Below are 22,568 nucleotides of genomic sequence, written 5' to 3' on the forward strand. Positions count from 1 at the left end.
CGGGCTCCGGACATTTCGCAGGGATGGTCGGCGAGTCTTTCATCTTGTGTGCGGAGGGCGCCCGTGAAGCAGCGGACTGCTTAGGGTCGACGTGCCCGGGTCGCAGGAGGAAGACAGAGTGTTCGGAAAGAAGTCGAAGGCGCAGCGTCAGCGGGACAACGCGCGTGCGCGTGCCCGCGCGGAGTAGCAGCGGCGCACAGCGACGATGGAGGAGTTCACCGAGGAGCACGCCCGGATGGTGGCGCGGCGTCACAGCGATCCGCGGTTTGTGCAACGGCGCCGAGGAGTGGACGGATCGGTCGAGGTGGCCTGGGCGGCCGGGTCCGAGCTACATGTGCACATGCGGGACGCGATGGAGGAGCAACGGGCCGCTTTCGAAGAGAAGTTCGGACGGCCTCCCGGCCCGCACGATCCGGTCTTCTTCGATCCCGAGGCCGACGAGCCGTGTCCTCTGACGCAGGAGGCCATCAGCCGGGTGATGGACGAGTTGCTGGAGGCGACGGACCGTTCGGGAGTGGATCCCGCGCTCGTGCACGCCTGGCGCGAGTGCGGGTATCCCGTGACGGAGGACAACCGGCATACCTTCTCCGCCGCCGAGGTGATGGCCTTCAGCGATGCCGTGCACGCCTACCGTTCGACGGCGCACGGTGAGCAGGAAGCCGCCGGGGCCGAAGCCGTCACGGACGAGGTTCTCCCCGACGACGGCCGGGCGGCGGCGGTCGCAAGCCTGAGCAAGATGGTGGCCACGATCCTGGTGCGGCGCGACCCGCGCATCGCACTACGGGTCGTCGTGGGACTGGAGCGGCTGGCGGAGGAGTCCGGGGACGAGGCCGCCGGGCTGGCGGAAGCCCTGTCGTTCGGGGTGCTGGCGGGATGGCTGGCCGGGCGCGGGAGTCGGGCCTGTCACCGGACGAGGCCAAGGCGGCGACAGGCTGGGGCGATGAGCGCCTCGGCACCCTGGCAGGCGAGACGGCCTCCCGGATGTCAGGGCTGATCGGAGTTCCCGGAGCAGGCGACGTGACCGTGGCGGAGGTGACCGAAGACCTGGGCGACGATCTGCTACCGGCGATGATCTGGCTGACATGCGGCGTCGTGGCCATCGCCGGAGCGGGCAACACCGACTGGCTGGAGCAGTTCAACCTAGACGTGTCCCGACAAGCCGTGTCTCAACCGCTCTTGGAACATGTGGATCGAACGGAGTTCCTGGGCGGGTGATCTTCCGGCGGCACGCGCATGAAGGCAGACACCTCACGTTGCTATGCCGTCAAGTTCGCGGGATGAGTCCTCCGTTCACGGCGCGGTCGTAGAGCCGCTTGTGCCAATCGTTGGCATCGGGTCCGGGGTCGGTGGTCAGGACGGGATTCGGGCCGGTCTCGATGAGGTGCAACAGGGTTCCGGCGACGCCATAGCAGTCGTCCGGGCCGAAGCAGGAGACGAGCGCTCGGGCTTCCTTTCCCGTGACCGGCCTTGGGATCGCGTCGAGCTGCTCGACGCGCCTGTCGATCTCTTCGCCGCTCGCATCCCAGTCGGGGAGCGGACCGTCGGCGACGAACGTCTGCACTTCGGGTCTCATGGGCGAATGATCGGCTGTCTTCGCCACCGCGGGCAAGGCGCCCACGCGACCGCCACCACCACGAGCACCAGGGCCGCGCACGCTGTCTAAGACCGTGTCCTACGTGGTGAGGCGGACGTTGAGCTGTCTACGGGGCGGAGTACGTGGAGTTGGATTGTTCCGGACGGATTGTGGGAGATCCCGAAGCCGCTGATCCCGCCGTCGAAGGTGCGTCCTGTCAACGGAAAACTTTGATCGGCTCTGATCCACATTTCGGGATCACCCAGCGTGACACAGCGTCAAGTTGATATCTGAGCAGGTGTGTTAAGCGATCAGATACTTGACCTGCTCCTTCCGCACCTGGCGGGTGTGGCCGTCGTGGACGTGCGGGAGGTCGGCACGAGGCTGTGCATCACGGCGTGTACGACGGCTGAAGGGGCGTCCTGCCCAGCCTGTGGAACCAGTTCGCGCAGAGTTCATGACCGCTATGGCCGACGGCTTGCCGATCCCGCCGTCGGCGGGAGGGCGGTGACGATAGCACTGACCGTGCGCCGGCTCCGCTGCGATGCCGCGCACTGCCCGCGCCGGACCTTCGCCAAGCAGGTCGAGGGACTGACCTTCCGCTACGGCCGCCGAAGCCAGCTCCAGCAGACGGTGCTGGAGGCAATCGGCTGTCACCTCGCCCGCCGGGCCGGGTCCCGGCTCGCTGCGGTACTGCGCTGCCCGGCAAGCCCGAACACCCTGCTCCGCCGGGTGCGGGCCCTGCCCGCCGACCCGCCGGAGCGAAGCCCGCGGGTGTTGGGGGTGGACGACTTCTCTCTCAAGCGCGGGCACGTCTACGGCACTGTACTGATCGACATCGAGACTGGCCGCCCCGTCGATGTGCTCCCCGACCGCACCGCCGAGACCTTCACCGCATGGCTCCACATGCACCCCGGCGCCGAGATCGTGTGCCGTGACAGGGCCAGCGCCTATGCCGAGGCCGTACGCACCGCGGCGTCGGACGCAGTCCAGATCGCCGAAAGGTTTCATCTCTGGCTGAACCTGTGCAAGACCGTGGAGAAGTGCGTCGTCGCTCACCGCCACTGCCTCGTCCCGCCCGCGGAGACGGGCCAGGACGAAGTAGTGGCGGCACCCGCCGCACCTGTGATCGAGGGCAAGCCAGCGGCGAACACCCGGCGCCACTTCGCGGCAGTACACGAGATGTACGACAAGGGCGTCGCGATCCAGGTCATCGCCGAGACGCTGCGGATGGACCGCAAGACGGTCCGCAAGTACGCGCACGCCACCGCAGTCGATCAGGTCCTGTCTCCGCGGCCCCGTCGCGACTCGAAACTTCAGGCGTGGGCCGAGTACCTCAATATGCGCTGGCAGGAGGGCTGCACCGACAGCGGACGCCTCTTCCGAGAGATCCAGGAACGCGGCTATCGCGGCACCAGCCGCAGCCTGAGGCGCTGGCTGGAGCCATGGCGCTCGGCTGCAGCCCCAACGCCCAAGCAATCCGAGGCTCCCACCGTCCGGCACGTCGTCGGCTGGCTCACCCGCCACCCCGACAACCTCACCCCCGGCCGGCAGCTCCGCCTCAAACGCATCCTCACCCGCTGTCCCGAACTCGCCGATCTCCGCAGGCACATCGCGGACTTCGCCACGATGATGAAGAACCTCGACGGCCACCTCCTACCCCGCTGGATGAAGGCGGCCGAGGGCAGCGAGCTGCCACCACTCCGCAACTTCGCCCGCAACCTGCGCAAAGACCTCGACGCCGTGGCAGCCGGCCTGACCCTGCCCTATTCCAGCGGCATCGTCGAAGGCCATGTAAATCGGATCAAGTTCCTCAAACGGCAAGGATACGGGCGGGCCCACTTCGACCTCCTGCGACGCCGCGTCCTCCTCACACCGAGAGCCAATCACCCTGGGTGATCCCGAAATATAGATCAGAGCCATTTCCGCCGTCCGCCCACACACTCCCCTGGCAACACCAACCGGACAACCCGCGGCTCTGCAGCTGACCGCGCTGGCCCTCTCGCACACCTCGGGAGACACCGGCAGCACCGACATGGAAGTACTCGCCCGCACGTGCGGGCACTCACCCCACCAGACCACCGAACTCCTTGACCGGCTGACGGCGTCACACGCACTGGCCATCTGGCACCACAACCGCGAAACCGACGAAGCCTTCTGGCACCTGCCCCCACAGCACGTCACAGGACGGCCCGGTGAGCCGAAGCCTCGACCGCACTGACTACGGTGCACGGATGACAGTGCGGCTGAGCGCAGGACATCGCCCGGGCGGAACAACTGGCTCCGCCCGCCCGTACTATCGCTACACGGGAGCAGACTGCACCAGGTGCGGCCACCCATGACTCAATCAACCCCTGCGGAGTCACCGCCCAGCCCAGGCGCCCGCCCTGGAGGTTAACTTCAGCCCGGGGCCGCGCCCCGAGGAAGGGCCGGTGCCATGCCTGACACCCAGACCGCCACCACCGAACTGACATCGCATTACACAGCCCAGGTGGCAGGCGACCTTGACCGCAACGCCAAGGAACAGGACCGCATCGGCGCGGAAATCGACGCACTGCAGGAACAACTGCGCGCCCTGCAATACGACCACACCCTGCTGACGAACATGCAGAAGTCGCTCGGCGGGCCCGGACACCATCTCCCAGCCCGCTCCCGAAGCGGCCGCAGCGCCCTCGGTACCGCGACAGAAGACCACTACGCAGCCCGGTACAAACAAGCGCGTACGGGCGAAGAAGACCGCCACCGCGCAAAGCAGTGAGGCGGTCAAGAAGCCGGCCGCCAAGAAGCCCGAGGCCGCAGCCAAGGTGACGACCACGAAGGCGGCCCAGCCCACCCTCGTCGAACTGATCCGCCACCACCCCGCCGATCAGAACGAACCCCGCTCCACAGCGGAGATCGCAACCGCACTCGGCGAGGCCCACCCCGACCGGCATATCAAGACCACCGTCGTACGCACCACAACCGAAGGACTCGTCGCCAAAAGCACACGCCCAACGCACCAAGCAGCGCAGCTCCGTCTGCTACACCACCACCAACACCCCGGAACCGGCCACACCCACAACTGCCCCGACCGAGGACCAGCACAAGACCAACTGATCACCGGGATGCCTACCGGGCGCTCCAGGACCCCTGCCGGCCGCCAGACGCCGAGGGTGGAGACCAGTCGCAGATGAAATTTCGACCTCCGCAAATCATGCTCCGGCCAGCGCCTCCATCCAGGTAGCCCCGACGGGTGGCACGAAAACGTACCCGCCGCCGGTGGTCAGAAGGTACGGGGCCATCGACTCGTGCTGCAGCCGCTTCTGTACGGCCGCTTCCCGGCCTTCGCCACAGTGGTCGGGGCCTTCGACGACGGCTATGGCCTGCGGCTCGACGTGCTCTTCACGTCCGGCCTCAAGGTACTGCTCCTCGACGGCCTGGCTCTTCTCATCGAAGGCCCGGAGATTCCTCACGTAGACGGGCGGACAAGCGCACGGCAGGGCGACCTTGCGCGGGCGGGCCGAGGCGCCGGAGGTGACAGCGGTCGACGTGCCCGCCTGCATCAGCGGGCCGGGCCCGCCGCGGTATGCGGCGGGCCCGGCCGGGCAGTCCCTCGCTTCGCTAGAGGCCGAGTGGCCTCGCTTCGGTGATGCTTGCCCAGTCGTTCTCGGGATTCGCCCAGAACGAGATCTTGAGGTAGCGGGCGTCCAGGGTGCCCGAGGTGAAGTGCACCGTCTCCGGCGCCGTGGTCGTACCGGAACTGCGGCCTTCCCACACCTTGGTGTACGAGACGCCGTCCTGTGAAGCGTGGATGGTGTAGTCGTTCCACCGCAGGTCACCGCGATGCCAGGCCACGGTGGCGCCGCAGAGCCGGCGGAGTCTGCCCGTGTCGAGGATGAGTGCGGCGCCGAATCCCTGGCCGGACCAGCGGGTGGTCAGGTTGCTGTCGATGGCGTTGGAGGGTGGGTTCGCCGGCTCGTACGTGGTGGCGGACGCGGCGGCGACCACCGGGGCTCGCGTACAGGTTCGCTGAGGCGTGATGTCCGCGTGGACGGCGCGTTCGTCACCCAGGCGCAGAGCGTCGTAGTACATCACTCGCTGCGTGGTGCTGGAGGGAGCTCCGGTGTTCCAGTCCCACTTGTAGATACCGAACTTGAAGTAGGGCGACCGTGGTCCCCCGTCGTGGGTGGCGCCGGTCTGGTGCACGACGCGTTCGCCGTTCTTCCACACCTGGAGGAGGCCGGTGCTGTCCGTCCTCCAGGTCACGTGGAAGACCCAGTCCACCCAGGTTCCCGTGGTGTAGGCACCCAGATCGATGGGCTCACCGCGGAAGTCGATCTTCCAGCGTCCTTCGTCGGTCAGAAGTGCCAAGGGGGGAGAGGTGCCCGGGCAGCCGACGTCGCAGTGGTGCCACTGGCTCACGATCTCGGCCGAGGTGTCGTGGGTCCATGTGGTCGCGAGGTTGATGCTGAAGCCGTACCACCGGTCGGCGCCTGCGGGTTGCTCGTCGCGCTGCGAGATCTCCGCCCGCTTGCTGCTGGAGACGACCGGATCGGATTTGCGCAACTCGAAGCGGGCTGCGTAGGAGCCGTCGCGTGTGGGGCTCGTGACGTTGGTGGCTCCGTACGAAGTGGCCCACTGCTTGTTGAGGTTGGCCGGTGCCGCGGCGGGGAGGGTCCGGTCGGCCGACTGCTCCCAATCGAGGGTGCGTTGCACACCGGCGGGGTCGGCGATGGCTGTCTGCACGGGTGCCAGTGCCACTCCCGCGGCCAGCATCGTCGAGCTGACTGCGACGATCCATGCTCTGATGTGTGACCTTTTCATGCTCGAACTCCTTCGTAGGACGCCAGGCGAATGGTTTCGTTCGTGCGGTCCCTGGGGGCGGGGCGCTGGCTCTCACTCGCCTCCGGACAGCCCAGGGGGTCTCCGGCGCGACAACGGGCGGGTTACGGGACCAGACCGTGGCCCCGTTCCTCAACTGGCCGTGACGGTCAGTCGGCTGTAGGTGATGTTCATCGCGTTGACCGGGAACCCGCCCCACCACCTCTCGATACAGCGCGTCTGGCCCGCTGCCACGGAGACGTATTCAGGAGCCGCGAGGGGCGCGCTGCTCTGCACCCTTGCGGTGCCCTGGGCCGAGTAGCCGGCTGTGACGCACAGCCGCGTCCTCCCGAAGACCCATGTCGGAAAGTTGTAAGCGTCGTGGTAGTAGAGGGGCGGTGACTGCGTTGCTGCTGCCCGAACAAGAGCCGAGGGGACGTGCTGTGTCGCGGCGGCCGTCGCTGGCCGTGGCGATGCCTGGGCAAGACCGGCCGGTCCCAGGCCCAGACCTGACACGACGCTGATGGCCGACAGGGCGACGGCAAGGCGCCGAAGCGACGTTCGAGTCATGCGATGCCCTACCTTTCAAGGGTGGTTGCTCTGGTCATTCGTAAGATCGGAGGGCTCAGGGGCTCTGGGTATGGCTGTCATGCGGGAGACCTCTCGATGGCTCAAGGAACTTGGCCGCCCGGAGCCCCGCGACGACTCGACCGCCAATTGGGAGATGCGACTCCGATCGCTGCTGTAGGACAACGTCGGCGAGGTCGTCTGCGGGATTGGTCTACGACGAGCTGGCGGAGGGGAACGTGCCCGAGATCTGGGCCGGTGTGGACATCGGCAAGACGCATCACCACTGCGTGGTGATCAACGCGGAGGGCGAGCGCCTGCTGTCCCGCCGGGTCGTGAACGACGAGAGTGAGCTTCTCGCCCTGATCGGCGACGTCCTGGAGATGTCCCGGGACGTGCTGTGGGCTGTCGACCTCAACCACGGTGGTGCCGCACTGCTGATCGGCCTGCTGGTCAGCCACGGCCAGCCGGTCGCCTACCTCACCGGCCTGGCGGTCCACCGCGCCTCGGCCACCTACCGGGGCGAGGGCAAGACGGATGCGAAGGACGCCTTCGTCATCGCCGACCAGGCCCGCGTCCGCCGCGACCTCGGCCTCCTGCGGCCCGGCGACGAGATCGCCGTCGACCTGCGCACCCTCACCACCCGCCGCCTGGACACGGTCTTCGACCGGACCCGGCAGATCAACCGGCTCAGGGCCCAGCTGCTGGAAATCTTTCCCGCGTTGGAGCGGGCACTGGAGCTGACGAACCGGGGACCGGTGATGCTGCTGACCGGCTTCCAGACCCCGGCCGCGATCCGTCGGGCGGGAACGAGCCGGATCGAGACGTGGCTGAAGAACCGCAAGGTCCGCGGCGCCGCCGCACTGGCGAAAACGGCCGTGGAGGCCGCCCGGGCCCAGCAGACCGCGCTGCCCGGCGAGAAGCTGGCCGCCGCCATGGTGGTCCGCCTCGCGAAGGGGGTGATGGCCCTTGATGAGGAGATCGCCGAACTCGACGCCCTGATCGAGGCCCGGTTTCGCGAGCATCCGCACGCCGAGGTGATCCGCAGCCTGCCCGGCATGGGCACCAGACTCGCGGCCGAGTTCATCGCCGCCACCGGCGGCGACATGGACGCCTTCGGCAGCCCCGACCGCCTCGCCGGCTTCGCCGGCCTGGCCCCCAGGCCACGCGACTCCGGCCGCGTCAGCGGCAACCTGCGCCGCCCCCGGCGTTACCACCGCGGCCTGCTGCGAACCATGTACCTGTCGGCCATGGTGAGCCTTCAGTGCTGCCCTGTCTCCAAGGCGTTCTACGACCGGAAGCGAAACGAGGGCAAGGGACACAAGCAGGCCCTGCTGGCTCTCGCACGCCGACGCCTCAACGTCCTGTGGGCGATGATCCGTGACGGAGAGTGCTTTCATGTTTCACCTCCCGTCACGGGAGTGGCTTGACAACACGATTGGGAAGTTCCTTCGAGCTGGTGTCCAGGCGGCCTTGGAGAAGTGGTTCTTCTCTCTGCTTGATCCCGGCCGCATCGGAGTACTGAGCCGACGCATCCCATGTTCGGCTCCCGGGTGTCCCGGGAGCACTCCCTGATCAGTCCTCGATCATCCCGGTCGCAGGTCAGCCGGCCGGGGAACCGGAGCCATTCCCCAAGCCGTGGGCTCGCGCTACTTCCGCGGCCTCATTGCGTCCGGCCACACCGAGCTTGCGGACGACGGACGACAGGTAGTTGTGCACCGTGTGAGGGTCGAGGAAGAGCTCACGGGCAATCCGGGACGGCTCCTTGCCCTGCGCCAGCAGGGTCAGCACCTGACGTTCCCGCCCACTGAGGGAGGGAAGGGGACTGACCGCCGGCGTCCGTACCGCCTCCAGTGCGACGAAGAGATGGCTGCGCGCAGTGTGGTCGAGTACGGTCAGTCCTCGGGCGGCCGCACCGAGTGCCGCCAGCAGAGCGGGTGCTGAACACGTCTTCAGTACGAATCCGGCGGCACCGGCGCGCAGCGCGTCGCCGACCCGGGAACCCTCGTCATAGCCGGACACCACGACGACCGGCAGGTCCGGCCGTTCGCCGGCCAAGGCGCGGATCGCTGTCAGCCCGTCGCCTCCCGCCATCTCCAAGTCCATCACCACGACGTCCGGTTCCGTGTTCAGAACGACGTCCACCGCTTCCGCGGCATTGCCGGCCTCACCCACCACGTGCATGCCCGCCACCTCCGCGTAGTCGCGCAGACCGTTGCGGAAGACTTCGTGATCGTCGACGATGACCATCCGGATCGGTGTCAACTCGGGCTCCCCAGCGGGAGGCGCGCCACCACAGTGAGACCGCGCTCCTGCTTCGTGTCGAGCAACAGCTCGCCGCCCAGTTCCTCCGCCCGTTCACGCATGGAGGTCAGCCCCACTCCCGCGCGACGCTGCGCCCTCAGTCCCTTTCCGTTGTCAGTGACACTCAGTTCGAGGATGTCGGACACCTGTACGGTCACGACGCATCGCGTGGCGACCGCATGCCGGATGACGTTGGTCATGGCCTCTGTGGCAATGAGGTACGCGGCGGCGTCCACTGCTGCGGGCAGGTCCGCTGCGTCCCCTTCGGACTCGACGGTAATGCGGATGCTGTCGGGGGAGGACAGCCGGTCCGCGTACAGACGCAGGGCCTCGATCAGCCCTTCGTCGTCGAGAGCGGCGGGGCGGAGGCCCACCACAGCTTGGGAAACATCGGACGTGATGCCGTCCACCAGGACCTGGAGGGCCTGAAGCCGTTCGCGCAGATGCTCTGCGCTGCTGCCCTCGGCCACGTGCTCGGCTGCCGCGAGCCGCAGGCGGAGCCCGACGAGGGAAGGCCCGACGCCGTCGTGCAGGTCCCGGCGCAGACGTCGGCGCTCTTCCTCCCGTGCACGCACCACACGTTCACGCGATTCCCTCAGGTCGGCGGTGAGCCTGGCGGTCTCCACGGCCATCGCCGCCAGTCCGGCTGTCTGGTTGAGCAGTTCTCTGTCGGCGGAGGAAAGGTCGTCTCCCGGCAGCCGGGGGCTGACCATCAGCTGGCCGATGACCGCGTTCCGGTATTTCAGGGGAAGAGTCATTACGGTGCCGGTGGGCGCACCGTGACGCACACGGGGCCCGGCGGGTGTCTCGATGGCTACGTACGACAGGCGCAGCGCGTCTGCCAGAGTGCGGGCCACCATGGGCAGGGCGGCGTCCGGCTCGATCGAGGACCGCAGACGGGCGGTCAGACGGGCCATGACGGTGTGGGGTTCGTCCCGGTCACCGAAGAAGATCCGGTTCACGGCACGTTGGCTGCGCTGGTGCAGCGGCTGAAGAGCCACCGCGACGACGCCGGTCGCCAGCAGGGAGGCCGCGAAGGTGGACCTCCGGTGGAGAACACCGTTGACCGACCACATCACACCCGCATACAGGACGACCACGCCCGCAGTGAGGCCCGCATAGGCAAGCGAGCGTCGAATGATCAGATCAATGGCCCACAGCCGGTAACGCAGAACCGCGACGGCCACGGCGGTGGGGACGCCGGCATCGAGGCAGAAGCCGATCCCATGCAGCACCACAGGCGGGTACGGCAGGCGGTCTAGCGCGACCTGCCCGCCTATGGCCAGCGCGACGGCGAAGGCCAGCCACTTCAACTGGTCGCGCTCCAGGCGCGCTCCTCTTCGCCACCGTGTCACGAGCGAGACCAGGGCAATCAGGAGACATACCTGCAAAGCGATGAACGTGACCCGGTTCACGGGAAAGAGAGGGCTCTGCCCGATGTCCTCGGGATCCACCACGCCGGCCGTAGGGTGGATGGCCCCGACCACTGCGAGGACGGCGGTCGGCAGAACCACCAGAGCCGAGAAGATGAGGCCGGTCAGGCGCCAACGCGGCGAAGGCAGACGTCCTGTGGGGTACAGCAAAAGAGCCAGGGGAAGCGCGCCGAAGGCCGGCCACCACACCCACGCTGTCATCCAGCCGAGAACACTTGTGCCGGGCATCCGTGCCGCCGATGCCAGCGGCCACACCTGGTGGATCAGGCATCCGAGCGAACCGCTCAGCGCCATCAGGAGCATCAGCCAGCCCAGTGGGTGGCGCGGCAGCCGATGAGCCAGTAGTCCTCCGACGGCCGCGAAAGAGACCGAGACACCGGCGTCGCCCCAGTACAGGTCCTGGAGTCGGTTTTCGTACGCCGCGATGCACACCGCCGCGGCCACACCACTTAGCGCGCCAGCAGCCACCGGATAAGCCCACCGCCGGTATCTCTCCATGGCACAGCCCCCCGTGCAGAAGGCCGCCACCAGAGCGGCTCGCGAGGAGCCTAAAGAGCTACCCACCCGTCATGACGCTGCGTTATCGAGTCGATACCTGGTGTGCGAGCGGGGTGGCTCCAACAGCTGTCGCGGGCCAGCTGATCGGTCGGCCGCATCTCGCCCAGTCCTCGCAGGATCGCCACGACGATCTCGTAGCGGGCCCTCAGCGCGATGTCCTCCCCCGCGGCGGCGTCCAGCGGGGCGCGGGCGTGGCCGATCCAATGCGGCAGATCGGCACAGGCCTCGTCATGAAAGGTGGTACGACGCAGCGGGGTGCGCAAGTCGCCCAGGGTGCGGCCGAGCAATGCTCGGGTCAGCTGCGGATACTGCTGTCGAGGAAGCTGAGGACCGTGCGGACCGTGTCGCGGCTGAACCAGGCGGTCTCGGGGTGCTGTTCGAGGATGTCCTGGATGTGGAAGGTGACCTTGGCCCAGTTGCGGAAGTTGCCGTGGCAGGCGGCGTCGTTGATCCACATCAGGTCGTCGGGGGCGACGTTCTGCCACAGGGCGTGATAGGTCGGCATCAGGGCCAGGACTTCGTCGGGGGTGAGTGATTGGTACTGCTGGTAGATCGGGATGCGGGAGAAGAGGCCGGAGCAACTACGGATGCGCTGGAGGCAGTTGTCGCCGCCGGCGAGGATCACGGTCAGCTGGGTGCTCTTGTTCTCCCAGAGAGTCTGCAGGTACTCCAGGGAGTTCTTGGTCAGGCCCTGGGCTTCGTCGCAGACCAGGACGCGGTGCTGCTCGGCGAAAGCCTCCCGGAGGAGTCCGTCGAGCTCGTCGCCTTTGGGTGGGTCGCCGGGCATCGCCAGTGCGCGGAAGCGAGGACCGCGGCCTGGACGCGGCGCTGGACACCGAGCTTGGCCAGCAGACGGGGGATGCGGTTCTTGACGGTCTTCTCGGAGACGCCGGCCGACAAGTACTTCGCGGCGGTGGCGGTCTGTGCGGTGGCTCTGCTGACGCTGGCGATCCCGAGGTGGTCCATGTGGTGAGCCGCCGCTTCCTGGCTCCTCTTCGCGCTGACCTGCTATCTCTCTTACGGCCTCGCGCTCTTCGCCCTCATAGGCGCGGCGACGCCGCGGCTGGGCCGTCGCCGGGTTCGGCTGGCGGAAGACACAGCGGCTGCTGGTCACGTGCTACTGCCAGGGCGCGGGCGGGGTACGACCGTACGGCTACGGGGTGTGGGCCAATCTGGTGTGCGCCGCGCTGATCACGGGGCGATGACAGTGGCAGGCTTGCGCCGGGCCGCCGTGGTACTGGTCCGCAGGCACGGCGCCGAGATCCGCCTCGCCGTCCTCGTGACCGCCGCGTTCGTCGCCCTGCTGACCGCCGACGCCGAAACGGAACGTATCCGGCTCCCGTTCGCGATGTGGCCGGTCCCGTTCGGTGCCTTCCTGACCTGCCTGCGCGCCTGGCTCGCCGCCCAGGCGGTCCTCGGGCTGCTCCTCAACCATCTATCACGCACCGGATGGTGACACCGAGCAGAGGGCCGGAACCCGCGACCATGACGATCGACGTCACGGCCGCGCGGGCCTCCCCCTGTGGTCCGAGCAGCCCTCCGCCGGACCCTGAGCGGGCCCTACGCGGGCACCTCCTGACGCGCCGCCACCTCGGGTGCCGGTTCGGCGGCGCCGGGTTCCGGGGTGGTCTCGGCGGCCAGGAGTTCGTTCAGCACCTGGAGGGCGCCGCTGATGCGGAGCATCGTCTGCTGGAGGTCGGCCTGCTTGGCCTCCAGGTCGGCGAGCATCCGCTGGCCTTCTCGGTACTCGGTCTCCAGTTCGGAGACGCGCTTTTCCATCTCGGCTCTCATGCCGGTCGTCCTTCTCAGAGGTTCGTGTTCGTCACGAAGTCGGGATCTTGAGTACCCATCTGCGGTATTCGACACTGGGCGTCGGGTGTGCCAGAACGTAGTGCCTCGCGTCGGACCTGATCTCGTCGGCGGCGTAGCCGTACGTGTTGAGGCGGGGGCTGAAGAGCTCGACGCCGAGCGTTCCCGCGGCGAGTTTTTTCAGGGCGGCCAGCTCGAACTCGCCGATGGTGACCGAGCCGATCGCCAGTGACGTGGCCGTGACCTGCGCCGCGTGGATGTCCTGGTATGTGTCGTTCGCCAGGGCTCCGTGCCTGAAGTGAAAACCGTCGCGTGCCGCCTCAAGCCGATGCTGGTAGTAGCCGTTGTGGATGAACCTGATGTTGAAGGACGCCGGAGGATACGTCGCCGGTCCCGTGTCGTCCTGAACCAGTTCCAGGAAGACGTACTTGTTGTCCTCGTCGGGCTGGATCCTCTCCCGGCGCAGCTGCAGGTGGTTGTCCTCGGCGCTGACGGTCAGCCTGGACGCGGGCTTGTTGGTACCGATGCCGACGTTGCCGGACGCGCCGATGGTGAGCCGGGCGGCCTGGTTGGTGACGAGGGTCAGCGGACTGTTGGTCGCGGCGCCCACGATCATGCCCGCCGCCGCACCGAACACCCCCGTGTCGTGCGCCATCACCCGCGCGTCCACCTTCGCGGTCCGCACCGACAGCCTGGTGCCGCCCGCGCCCACGACGTCGACGACCCGACCCCACTCCCCGGTGCCCACGTCCGGGGTGGTGATGCCGATGCCCACGTGACCGTCGGCGGTGACGCTGAGCCGGGCCGCACCTGCGGTGACCAGGGTCAGCGGGCTGACGGACACCGTGCCTACGGCCATGCCCGGCTTCGCGCCGAACGCGCCCCCCTGGTGCGCCGCCACGTGCCCCTCGATGGTCGCGGTCCGCAGCGACAGCTTGGTTCTCGCGGCGCCCACCACGTCGAGGACCCGGTCCCATCCGCCCCCGTTCGCCGGTGCGGTGGTGCCGATGCCGACATCGCCGCCGGGGGCGACGAAGAGCCTCGTCGTGCCGTCCTCGGGATCGTCGGAACCGTGGGTCCTGACGTGCAGTCCCTGCCCCGCGACCGCCCGCCGGTCGTACTCCAGGGAGTAGCCCTCGTGCTCGTCCTCCGACCCGGCCCGCAACCGGATCCCGCTGCGGTACGCGTCGCCTCCGGCCGTCTTGAACGTCAGATGCCGGTCCCGCGGGCCGTAGTCGCCGATCTCCAGGTCGCTGCCGGGGGCGGTGGTGCCGATGCCGAGCGCGCCCGCGACGGAGAGGGTGGATCGCTGCGCCGCGGTGAGGTCCACCGTGACCTCGCCGTTCTCGGCCACCGCGAGCCGGGCCAGCAGCACCGTGGGACCGTCCAGGCCGGGCGGGGCGTCGTCGGGGGCGACCGTGGTGGTGCCGTCCGGGGCGACCACCACGATCCTGGGGCTCTCGTCCCAGCGGCGCTCGTTCGCCCCACCGGTCTGCGCCACGTCCGTCGCGACCTCCCGGTAGGCCAGGTGCACCTCGATGCCCTGCTGTCCGGTGAAGCCCTCGCCGAGCGGCAGGTTCGTGTCGGCGGCCAGGACGAGGTGCCGGCCCGGCGAGTCCACCGCCATGCCGGCGGTCACGGTGATCCGGGACGGCTCGGCCGAGGTAACCGTCAGGCCGGTGCTGACGCCGGTGAGGCGCAGCAGGCGGCTCTGCCGGCGCTCCCGGTCGAGGTGGAACCTCTGCTCGTCGATGAAGTCCTGGTCCTGCAGGAACTGCCCGTCGAAGAAGCGGACGCGCTTCGGTACGACGTCGGGTTGGGTGTAGTCCGCCATCGGGCTTCCTCCGAATGTCAGGTCGAGTCACGCGTGCCGAGCACGGTGTTCTGGCCGAGGATGAGCAACTCCGGTACGCCGCCCTCGCGTTCGCGCAGTTCCTCGGAGACCAGCCGCATCGTGGGCACCACGACCTTGAGCGCGTAGAAGGTGTGGGCCGGTTTCTCCCGGTCGATGATCGCCCGGGCGATCTCCTGGACACGGCGCAGCCGTCCGGGATCGGCGTCGCCGAGCGTCAGCTGGACCTGGAAGTAGTGGGCGGGCGTCTCGAACTCGTCGAAGATCACCACGTCGTCGCGGGTCACCTCGTCGTCCAGGGGCCGCAGGTAGATCTCCAGCATCCGGCGCAGCCCGGCCAGGGTCCCGCGCTGCCGGTACAGCGGGACGATCTCGCGGATGAACCCGCGTTTGGTGTCCGCGTCCCAGTCGGCGCGCAGGCTCAGGCCGACCCATCCGGCCAGCCACGGCAGGAAGTCCTCGCGGGTGGTCAGCGGGTCGATGTGGTCGGCGGAGCGCTCGATGAGCTGTTCGAGGCCCACGGTGTCGTCATGGCCGGTCAGTACGGCTTCGAACGCCAGCAGGAACCGGCCGGCGAACGGGTCCTCCCGGAACACCGCCGGCAGGTGGTCGAGGTAGCGGCTCATGCCGCTCGCAGTGCTCACTCCGCTCACGTCGGCAGCTCCCAGGTCGACGGGTGGGTTCTGCCGTAGCTGTCGTAGCCCGTCAGGTCCACCCGGGTCAGCCGCATCAGCTGGTGGGCGTCCAGGGCGATGCCGTCCACTCCGGCGTCGCCCTCCGTGCCGGTGCGGGTGAGGCGGAGGTTCTCGATGTGGTCGACCAGGGGCGATTGTTCGAGTACGGCGTACACCTCGGACAGGTACGCGCTCTGCCCGAAGGACCAGCCGTCGCGGGTGTCGCCGCCGGTGAACGGGTCGTAGAACTCCCGCAGCCGGTTCCGCGCGTCGGCGACGGCGTCCGTCGGCACGGCGTCCTCGTACAGGGCGAGGTCGGCGGAGACCGTGACGTCGACGTACTCCGGGCCGACCACATGGTGACGGACCGTCAGGATCCGGCGTGGGTCGAGGAATTCACGCAGGGCCGTGGTCAGCGCCTCGGTGGGCTGTGGGTGCGTGTCCGTCGTCCCGCCCGACTCGGGCAGGACGACGACGCTGACGTGCGCCGTGGCCGCCGCGGCCGGGTCGGTGCCGGCCAGGTTCCGGCCCGCCACGCACCGCACCCGCCGTACCCGGGAAAGCCCGGCGGCCTGCGGCTGCTGGGGCCAGGTCGTGCGGACCAGGTATTCGTAGTCGTCCGCGGTCGCGGCCCGGTGGCGTTCGTGCAGGGCGGCGACGCTCTGGCGTACGGCCGCGTCGAGGCCGCCGGTTTCCGGCGGCGACCACTGCGGACCGCCGAGCAGCCGCAGGAAGTTGAGGGTGTGGCTCTGCGGCAGCTGGTCAACCTGGTACAGCTGCATCTCGGTCAGCCAGGCCAGCAGTTCGACGAGGACGATGCCGGGGTCGCCGGGGTTGTGGTCGGTCCACTCCGGCAGGAGTACGGGGAGGAGGGCCCGCGCCTCGCCGACCAGGTCGTCGAAGTCGTGGTCGTCGAGGCTCGGCAGGGGAATCGGCACGGAACTCCTCACGCTCCCAGGGTCACGGTGATGCGGTGACGGCCGGAAAAGACCAAGGCCCGTTCCAGCCATCGGGTCAGCTCCGGGGACGCGGGCTCGGCCGCGAGCTGCGCCAGCGAACGGCCGAGCACCTCCTCCAGCCGGTCGCCGAGCTCGTCGGAGTGGGCCACCTGCGTCACCGTGAGTGCAGGGACGTGGCCGACGCCGTCGACGGCCTCGATGGCGGCGTACAGATCGGAGCGGTGCGGTTTGCGGCCGAAGGCCCAGCCGGTGCCGTCCGGTCCCCCGGTCAGCGGGTGCAGGAAACGCTCCAGGGTCTGCTCGATCCGTCCCCCGACCAGGCCAGCGGCGTCCGGTGAGGACGGCACCACCGTCGCGGCGACGGTCACCTCGATCCACTCCGGGCCGGCGACCCGGAGCGCGGTGGTCGGGCCGCACCGGGCCCGCAGGTACTCCTCGACGCGGCGCAGCAGCCCCAGGCCGGGTGCCGGGCGGGGGTTGCCCGAGCGCGGGACCACGACGATCCCGACACCGCCGGCGTCCGCCTCGGCCTCCACGTGCGCGTCGGTCGGCGCCGGGGCCGCCGGGTCGAGCCAGAGGTCGAACGGGTCGTACCGGCTGGGCGGCAGCGCCCGGACGCGGGCCACCTCGGCCGAGGACTCGTACGCGAGGTCCTCGAAGTCCTGGGCCGTGACGGCGCGGTCGCGGTGGCGCAGCGACCTCGGCCCCCTGGCGCGCACCCGGTCCAGCGGTTCCCACGCGCTCCCGCCGGAGGCCGGCTCGTGATGGGTGACGGAGTCGATGGAGGGGACGGCGGACTTCAGTGTCACGACGGTCCCTGCGGCGCGGTTGCCCTCCTCGCCGCCGCCCGTGCGGTAGGTGAGGCGGATGTTGCTCTGACCACGCGGCACCACCCGCCCGGCCCGGCCGTCACCGAAGCCGATCTCACCGTTCTGGCGGTCGATGGTGTAGTGGCGGTCGAGCGGGCCGGAGCGGTGGAACCCGGTCACCTCGTGCCACCGCACCCAGACCTCCTCGGGGTCTTCGGTGACCGTCACGGCGTCGGCGCCTTCGGTCTCGGTGAGTTCGGTCTCCTCCGCCGTCGTCGGGCGCTCCGGCTCCCGTACCACCAGCCGCTGACCGGCCAGGACCGGGCTCTGCGCGGTGGTGAGCCGCTGGCCGGCCTCGGCGGTGCCCGATCCGAGGATCTCGTCGGTGACGGTGACGGCCTGCGTCGCCCAGGTCGTGTTCGGCAGGATCCGGCGCAGCCGCGGCGTGACCGGGAAGCTTCCGTGCCGCAGGCGGAGCCGCAGCCAGCAGCGGCTCTGCCCGAAGTGCTCCCGGGCCGTCAGGTCGGCCGGTCCGACGAACCGCACCGTGCCCCGGCCGGAGAGGGCCGCGGTCTCGTCGACCGCGGCCAGCGGCTGCCAGCCGTCGGGACCGTCGTACTCCCACACCAGGTCGGCGCGGTCGGTCAGGTCGGTTCCGGCGAGACGGTCGGCCGCCACCTCTTCCGGTTCCGGCGGCTCGACCTGGAGATAGAGCGTGACCGGCCGGGTGTCGAAGGGTTGGTCGAAGCCGAGGTAGAGGGCCGGGTCCCGCTCCGGGTGCGGGGTGAAGGGCGTGACGGACCACGGCGTACCGGGGCCGAGGTGGTGGGTGGTGAGGCGGAAGTCGTTGTGCGTGACGCAGACCGGTGCCGGGACGGGCGCCGTCGGCCCCGCGGAACTCCACGACAGGGTGGTGATCACCGGCGGTGCGAACGTGGCGTCGACCAGCTCGTAGGAGCCGTCGCCGTTGCGGGTGTAGCGGGCGGCGACCCCGTAGTCGCCACCGATCAGCCGGATGCGCAGCCAGTGCCCCTCGACGTCGCCCACCTCGGTGCGCGCGAAGCCGTCGGGCGGGGTGAACAGCAGGGTGGCGTCGGCGGTGAAGGCGTAGTCGGGGTCGTCGACGGTCACCGGGCGCCAGCCGGTACCGTCCCATGCCTCCCAGACGATCCGCGGGGCGCCGTCGGTGTTCACCGGCGGGACGGGGCCGTCCGGGCCGTTGGTCAGGGTCACGTCCAGGGTGAGGTCCGCGCCGGGCCGGACCAGGCTCTCGGGACAGGCCAGATAGAAGGTGTCGTTGAAACGCGGCTGCTCGCCGAAGGGGTGGAAGTCCTTGGTCACGTCCAGCGGCGTGCCGTTGGTGAACGCTCCGGACGGCGCCACCGGCTCCGGCACGGTCTCCGTGCGCAGCTCGATGCCGGTGACGGTGGGCGGATCCCAGTCGAACCCCAGAGTCAGTGACCCCAGTTGCGGCAGGCGGGTGTAGGCGGCGCCGTCCTGGACGACCTCCGCCCGGAGCCAGTGCCCGGACCGCCCCTGGAACAGCTCGGCGGGCCACTCGGCCGGTACGCGGAAGCCGATCTCACCGTCGCGGGTCATCGCCAGGGTGCCGTCCCGCAGACCGGTGTCGCCTGCGTCGGCCGTCTCCGCCGCCGTGCTGGACTCACCGAGCCGCCGCCATTCGTCGCCGTCCTTGTACGACCACACCAGCCGCACCGGGGTGGCCGGGCCGGCCTCTCCGGGTCGTGCCAGGGTGACGGCGAGCCGGACGTCGGCGCCGAGGGCCGCCACCCGTTCGCCGGCGCTGAGGTAGAAGAACCGGCCCTGATCGGTCTGCCCGAACGGGAACACCCCGTCGGCGCTGGCCTGGAGAGCCCGACTGCCGGTCGCGACCGCGTCGGGCGGCAACCCGGAGGTGCCGTGCGGCAGCGGCATGTCGAGCTGGGCGCGCAGCCAGCCCGCCGAGGTGCCGTTCACCTCGTACGGGGGCAGTTGCGGCAGGCCGGTGAGGATCACCGTCCAGGCGCCGTCCTGCGGGGCGGTGGCGGCCTGCGCCGGCTGCCACCGGGTGCCGTCCCAGTACGCCCAGGAGATCGGCCAGTCGTCGAGCAGTGTGCCGTCCGGGGTCGTCAGGATCAGCGTGACGTCCTTGGTGCCCTCGGCGGTCAGTACCTGGTCGCAGGCGACGAAGAGCTGGTGCGGCACCGGCAGGTCGCCGGTGAACGCGGCGAACGGTTCGTCCGGGTCGCCGGTGGCCTCGGCACTGCGGTCGGCGTAGGTGTCGTGCGGGGCGTCGTCCACGACGACGGCCCGCAGGCGGGACCGGGTCACGACCAGATCGGTCCCGGTCTCGAAGACGACCTCGTCGTTCTCGCCGTCCAGGGGGTCGGCGGCGACCTGTGTGCCGGCCGGGACCAGCGCGTCGGTCCGGCTGCCTTCGGCCAGCTGGAAGGTGAGCGGCACGCGCGCCGGCAGGGGCGGCGACGGCTGGGTCCCGATCAGGTTGAGGAACGCGAGGTAGTCGCGTTCCGGCACCTGGTTGAGACGCCGCACCACCAGTTCGGCGAAGCGCGCGAAGACGCCGATCAGCGCCTGGCCGCCGTCCGGGTGTCCGTCGGCGGGCGGCTGCCAGCCGCTGTAACGGGTCGCCAGCGCGGTGGTCTGCGCGACCAGGGCTGCGCGGTCGCGGGGGTCGATGGGCGGGGGCTGTCCGGTCATATGGCGTAGAAGGGGTAGACGAGGTTGAAGCGGCTGTTGTTCGACCGCATCCGGTAGTTGACCTCGATGAGCAGTCGGTGCCGGTCCTCGGGGTCGGGTGCCGCGTAGACGTCCAGTACGTCGATGCGCGGTTCCCAGCGGGTCAGCGCCTCGCGCACCGACCGGCTGACGCGTCCCGCGGTGCTCGCGTCGTTGACGTCGAAGACGGCGTCGTGGATGGAGCAGCCGAAGTCCGGGCGCATCACGCGCTCGCCGGGCGCGGTGCCGAGGATCAGCCAGATCGACTGGCGGATCGCCTCCGCGCCGCTCCCGGTCAGCCGTATGCCCTGTTCTGGGTCGTGGGCGACGGGGAACGCCCAGCCGGTGCCGAGGAAGCCGCTGTCCGTGACTTCGGTCATCCGATCGTCACCGTGCCCGTGGCCATGACCGTCCCGTTCGGGAGGTCCTGCGGATCGTTGCAGGTCGAGGCGGGGTCACCGGTCCTGATCGCGGGTTTCCCGTTGATCCTCACGGTCGTGCTGCCGCCTTCGAGGGTGGCCGTGTTCGACGGCTGCTTCTGGAACGAGGTGCCCGGCGGCGCAGGTACGTGTGTCGGGGTGTTCTCGGCGGTGGAGCCGGCCACCGCCGCCGGCCTGCCCATGATGGTGACGTCGCCGCTCAGTCCGCCGTTGATGATCCCGGTGAACGGGTGCGGCAACGGCATCGGCACCGGCCCCGAGGGCCCGGAGACCATGACGACATGGATGTCGGTGGCCGTGACCAGGTCACCCTGCTTCGCAGCGAACTTCCCCATGGAATTCCACCCCCCAATCAGTTGATGTTGACTTGGCTGCCCTTGATGGCCAGCCGTCCGCCGGACTTGACCGCGAGCGCGGACTCGGCCTCCACGTTCACGTCGGCCTTGGAGACGATCTCGACACCGTTGCCGCTGAGCCGCAGCTTCCCGCCGGCGGAGATGACGACGTCCGCGGTCGCGGTGATCGTGATCCGGTTGTCCTTCGTGCTGATCACGACGCTGTTCCCGGCACTCCTGTCGACGATCTCGATGCGCTCGTCCCGGTCGGTGTCGACCAGCCGGATCACGTGCCCGCTGCGGGAGGTGATCGACCGTGTGTCGTTGCGGCCGTCGCCGTTGGTGACAGGCGGTCTGTCCTTGCCGTTCCACAGCGCGCCGACGACGTAGGGGACTTCGGGGTTGCCGTGCTCGAAGGCGACCAGGACCTCGTCGTCGACCTCGGGCAGGAAGGAGAAGCCACGGCCGGCTCCTGCCATCGGGACCGCCACCCGCGCCCAGTCGGTCTCGACGTCGTCCGCCAGCCAGGGCAGGGCCACCTTGACCCGCCCCAGGCCGTCCGGGTCACGGTTGTTGGTGACGATGCCGATCGCCACCCCGTGGAACCGCCCGTCCGCCCGGCCGGGCTCCTGGCCCGTCAGATGGTCGAAGATCTCGCTCACGCGGCGTTCCTCCGTACCTGGAGACCGGTCCGGTAGCCCTCGGCGGCGGTCACCGAGTGGCTGACGGAGGTGAGGTAGTAGGGGCCGCTGAAGGTGGTGCCCGCGCCCTGGATGTCGACCACCTCACCGGCGTGCAGACGGGGCTGTCCCTCGCACTCGGCCTCGCCGGTGATATAGGTGAGCGCCAGGTCGTCGAACCGGCCGCGGGCCATCTGCTCGGCCCGGTCCCGGTTCGGCACCGGCAGGTCCGTACTGACCGACCCTGCCTTGCCGAAGGCCCGGCCGGCCTGGCGGGGGCCGGTGGCGGTACCGCCCATGGTGGTGGACTCCTGGCCGACGGCCACAGTGGCGACGACGACCTGCTTGCGCGCCACGTCCCAGCCCCGCACGGTGTGCTCACGCACCTGGGTCAGCGTGCGCAGCCGGGGCGTGAACTCCGAGATGTCCTCGCCGACGCGCAGTGTCGCCGTCGGCGGGCGGCCGTGCTGCGGTGGCCGGAAGTACAGCACCTTGTCCCGTACGTGGACCTCGTAGCCGATCAGTCTCGCGCGTTTCTGGAGGAACTCCAGGTCGGTCTGGTTGTTCTGGACCACGTAGTCGAGACCGGTCCGGGTGTCGGTCACCTCGGCCCGCAGTCCCGATTCCCTGGCCAGTTGGCGGGCGATGGCGCTGTCCTTGGTACGGGTGAAGGTGCGGGTTCGCTGGCCACGGGCAAGCCGGTGCCGGTAGTCGTACCCGCGCACGGTCAGCCTCGGCAGCCGGCCGGCGGTGAAGGCGGGCTCCAGACTGGTGACCTCCCCGGTCATCACCGGGTGCAGGTCGCCGACGAACCCGAGCGAGATCCGTACCTCGGTGCCGACCGCGAAGAGCGGGGAGTCCGACCAGGACACAGCCAGCCGCCCGGAGTCCCAGTTGCGCAGGGTCAGAGTAAACATGCTGAGCGCGTCGAGGTCCTCGAGGACGGTCACCGACTCCACGTCGAGACGGGCGTCCGGCGGCAGGCGCACGCCGTCGCAGCGGATGTCGAGGTCCGGCACGGATTCTGCGGTCGTCATCG

The 22,568-nt window shown here is 69.5% G+C and carries 22 protein-coding genes and 2 pseudogenes; 7 read left to right on the forward strand and 17 right to left on the reverse strand.

All coding sequences use genetic code 11. The features are described from left to right. The first annotated feature begins 205 nt into the window (after nt 1-205). Nucleotides 206-994 (forward strand): hypothetical protein, encoded by a 789-nt coding sequence (locus CW359_RS00120; protein ID WP_105967602.1) that lies wholly within the window; start codon nt 206-208, stop codon nt 992-994. 38 nt (nt 995-1,032) lie between these two features. After that, nucleotides 1,033-1,215, forward strand: coding sequence for a hypothetical protein (locus CW359_RS45055; protein WP_157968437.1), 183 nt, complete (start codon nt 1,033-1,035; stop codon nt 1,213-1,215). 49 nt (nt 1,216-1,264) lie between these two features. On the opposite strand, the gene CW359_RS00130 is transcribed toward CW359_RS45055, so the two are convergent. Further along, a complete protein-coding gene (locus tag CW359_RS00130; protein WP_232838132.1) occupies nt 1,265-1,573 on the reverse strand; it encodes a hypothetical protein in 309 nt (102 codons plus the stop codon). 123 nt (nt 1,574-1,696) lie between these two features. Here CW359_RS00130 and CW359_RS45670 point away from each other — a divergent pair. The 3 genes and pseudogenes from CW359_RS45670 to CW359_RS47255 form a co-directional block, all read left to right on the forward strand. Next, a pseudogene (locus CW359_RS45670) lies at nt 1,697-1,798 on the forward strand (IS5/IS1182 family transposase); the annotation flags it as partial. 132 nt (nt 1,799-1,930) lie between these two features. Next, nucleotides 1,931-3,472 (forward strand): ISL3 family transposase, encoded by a 1,542-nt coding sequence (locus tag CW359_RS00140; RefSeq protein ID WP_408647442.1) that lies wholly within the window; start codon nt 1,931-1,933, stop codon nt 3,470-3,472. Between the two features lie 538 nt (nt 3,473-4,010). Further along, the gene (locus tag CW359_RS47255; RefSeq protein ID WP_332874950.1) at nt 4,011-4,331 is read left to right on the forward strand and encodes a hypothetical protein; all 321 of its coding nucleotides are present in this window, start codon (nt 4,011-4,013) and stop codon (nt 4,329-4,331) included. A 433-nt stretch (nt 4,332-4,764) separates the two neighbouring features. On the opposite strand, the gene CW359_RS45675 is transcribed toward CW359_RS47255, so the two are convergent. Beyond that, complete coding sequence (locus CW359_RS45675) at nt 4,765-5,025, reverse strand: hypothetical protein (RefSeq protein ID WP_198655015.1); 261 nt, start codon at nt 5,023-5,025, stop codon at nt 4,765-4,767. Nucleotides 5,026-5,173: 148 nt separating this feature from the next. Further along, a complete protein-coding gene (locus CW359_RS00155) occupies nt 5,174-6,376 on the reverse strand; it encodes a heparin lyase I family protein (protein ID WP_105967605.1) in 1,203 nt (400 codons plus the stop codon). An 803-nt stretch (nt 6,377-7,179) separates the two neighbouring features. Here CW359_RS00155 and CW359_RS00160 point away from each other — a divergent pair. Then, entirely contained in the window at nt 7,180-8,370 is a 1,191-nt protein-coding gene (locus CW359_RS00160; RefSeq protein ID WP_105968163.1) for an IS110 family RNA-guided transposase, read from the forward strand. Nucleotides 8,371-8,542: 172 nt separating this feature from the next. On the opposite strand, the gene CW359_RS00165 is transcribed toward CW359_RS00160, so the two are convergent. The 5 genes and pseudogenes from CW359_RS00165 to CW359_RS00185 form a co-directional block, all read right to left on the reverse strand. After that, nucleotides 8,543-9,190, reverse strand: a complete 648-nt coding sequence (locus CW359_RS00165) for a response regulator transcription factor (protein WP_105967606.1) — start codon at nt 9,188-9,190, stop codon at nt 8,543-8,545. A gap of 11 nt (nt 9,191-9,201) precedes the next feature. Continuing rightward, nucleotides 9,202-11,121, reverse strand: a complete 1,920-nt coding sequence (locus tag CW359_RS00170) for a histidine kinase (protein ID WP_157968438.1) — start codon at nt 11,119-11,121, stop codon at nt 9,202-9,204. 104 nt (nt 11,122-11,225) lie between these two features. Next, a complete protein-coding gene (locus CW359_RS00175; RefSeq protein WP_157968439.1) occupies nt 11,226-11,498 on the reverse strand; it encodes a hypothetical protein in 273 nt (90 codons plus the stop codon). A 32-nt stretch (nt 11,499-11,530) separates the two neighbouring features. Further along, complete coding sequence (locus CW359_RS00180) at nt 11,531-12,022, reverse strand: ATP-binding protein (protein WP_105967609.1); 492 nt, start codon at nt 12,020-12,022, stop codon at nt 11,531-11,533. 11 nt (nt 12,023-12,033) lie between these two features. Further along, nucleotides 12,034-12,123 (reverse strand): annotated as a pseudogene (locus CW359_RS00185) (LuxR C-terminal-related transcriptional regulator); the annotation flags it as partial. 313 nt (nt 12,124-12,436) lie between these two features. On the opposite strand from CW359_RS00185, the gene CW359_RS47455 reads away from it, so the two are divergent. Beyond that, nucleotides 12,437-12,691: a hypothetical protein gene (locus CW359_RS47455; RefSeq protein ID WP_198655016.1), complete on the forward strand. Its 255-nt coding sequence runs from the start codon at nt 12,437-12,439 to the stop codon at nt 12,689-12,691. 104 nt (nt 12,692-12,795) lie between these two features. Here the strand turns inward: CW359_RS47455 and CW359_RS00195 are convergent, their stop codons facing one another. From CW359_RS00195 to CW359_RS00235, 9 genes are read right to left on the reverse strand one after another with little or no spacing between them, the layout of a single operon-like run. Further along, nucleotides 12,796-13,026, reverse strand: coding sequence for a hypothetical protein (locus CW359_RS00195; RefSeq protein WP_105967610.1), 231 nt, complete (start codon nt 13,024-13,026; stop codon nt 12,796-12,798). A 31-nt stretch (nt 13,027-13,057) separates the two neighbouring features. Further along, the gene (locus CW359_RS00200) at nt 13,058-14,878 is read right to left on the reverse strand and encodes a hypothetical protein (protein WP_105967611.1); all 1,821 of its coding nucleotides are present in this window, start codon (nt 14,876-14,878) and stop codon (nt 13,058-13,060) included. A 17-nt stretch (nt 14,879-14,895) separates the two neighbouring features. Further along, nucleotides 14,896-15,549 carry a phage tail protein gene (locus tag CW359_RS00205; protein WP_198655017.1) on the reverse strand — a complete coding sequence of 218 codons (654 nt, stop codon included), beginning with the start codon at nt 15,547-15,549 and terminating at the stop codon, nt 14,896-14,898. Then, on the reverse strand, nt 15,546-16,508 hold the full coding sequence (locus CW359_RS00210) for a baseplate J/gp47 family protein (protein WP_105967613.1): 963 nt from the start codon (nt 16,506-16,508) through the stop codon (nt 15,546-15,548). The genes CW359_RS00205 and CW359_RS00210 overlap by 4 nt, the downstream gene beginning before the upstream one ends. A gap of 8 nt (nt 16,509-16,516) precedes the next feature. After that, entirely contained in the window at nt 16,517-20,056 is a 3,540-nt protein-coding gene (locus CW359_RS00215; RefSeq protein ID WP_105967614.1) for a putative baseplate assembly protein, read from the reverse strand. Further along, nucleotides 20,053-20,454 carry a GPW/gp25 family protein gene (locus tag CW359_RS00220; protein WP_105967615.1) on the reverse strand — a complete coding sequence of 134 codons (402 nt, stop codon included), beginning with the start codon at nt 20,452-20,454 and terminating at the stop codon, nt 20,053-20,055. Before CW359_RS00220 ends, CW359_RS00215 begins: the two co-directional genes overlap by 4 nt. Then, a complete protein-coding gene (locus tag CW359_RS00225; RefSeq protein ID WP_105967616.1) occupies nt 20,451-20,849 on the reverse strand; it encodes a PAAR domain-containing protein in 399 nt (132 codons plus the stop codon). The genes CW359_RS00220 and CW359_RS00225 overlap by 4 nt, the downstream gene beginning before the upstream one ends. A gap of 17 nt (nt 20,850-20,866) precedes the next feature. After that, entirely contained in the window at nt 20,867-21,511 is a 645-nt protein-coding gene (locus CW359_RS00230; RefSeq protein ID WP_198655018.1) for a phage baseplate assembly protein V, read from the reverse strand. After that, entirely contained in the window at nt 21,508-22,566 is a 1,059-nt protein-coding gene (locus tag CW359_RS00235; RefSeq protein ID WP_105967617.1) for a phage late control D family protein, read from the reverse strand. The genes CW359_RS00230 and CW359_RS00235 overlap by 4 nt, the downstream gene beginning before the upstream one ends. Between the last annotated feature and the right edge of the window lie 2 nt (nt 22,567-22,568).

The sequence above is a fragment of the Streptomyces geranii genome, from assembly GCF_002954775.1.
Lineage (GTDB): Bacteria > Actinomycetota > Actinomycetes > Streptomycetales > Streptomycetaceae > Streptomyces > Streptomyces geranii.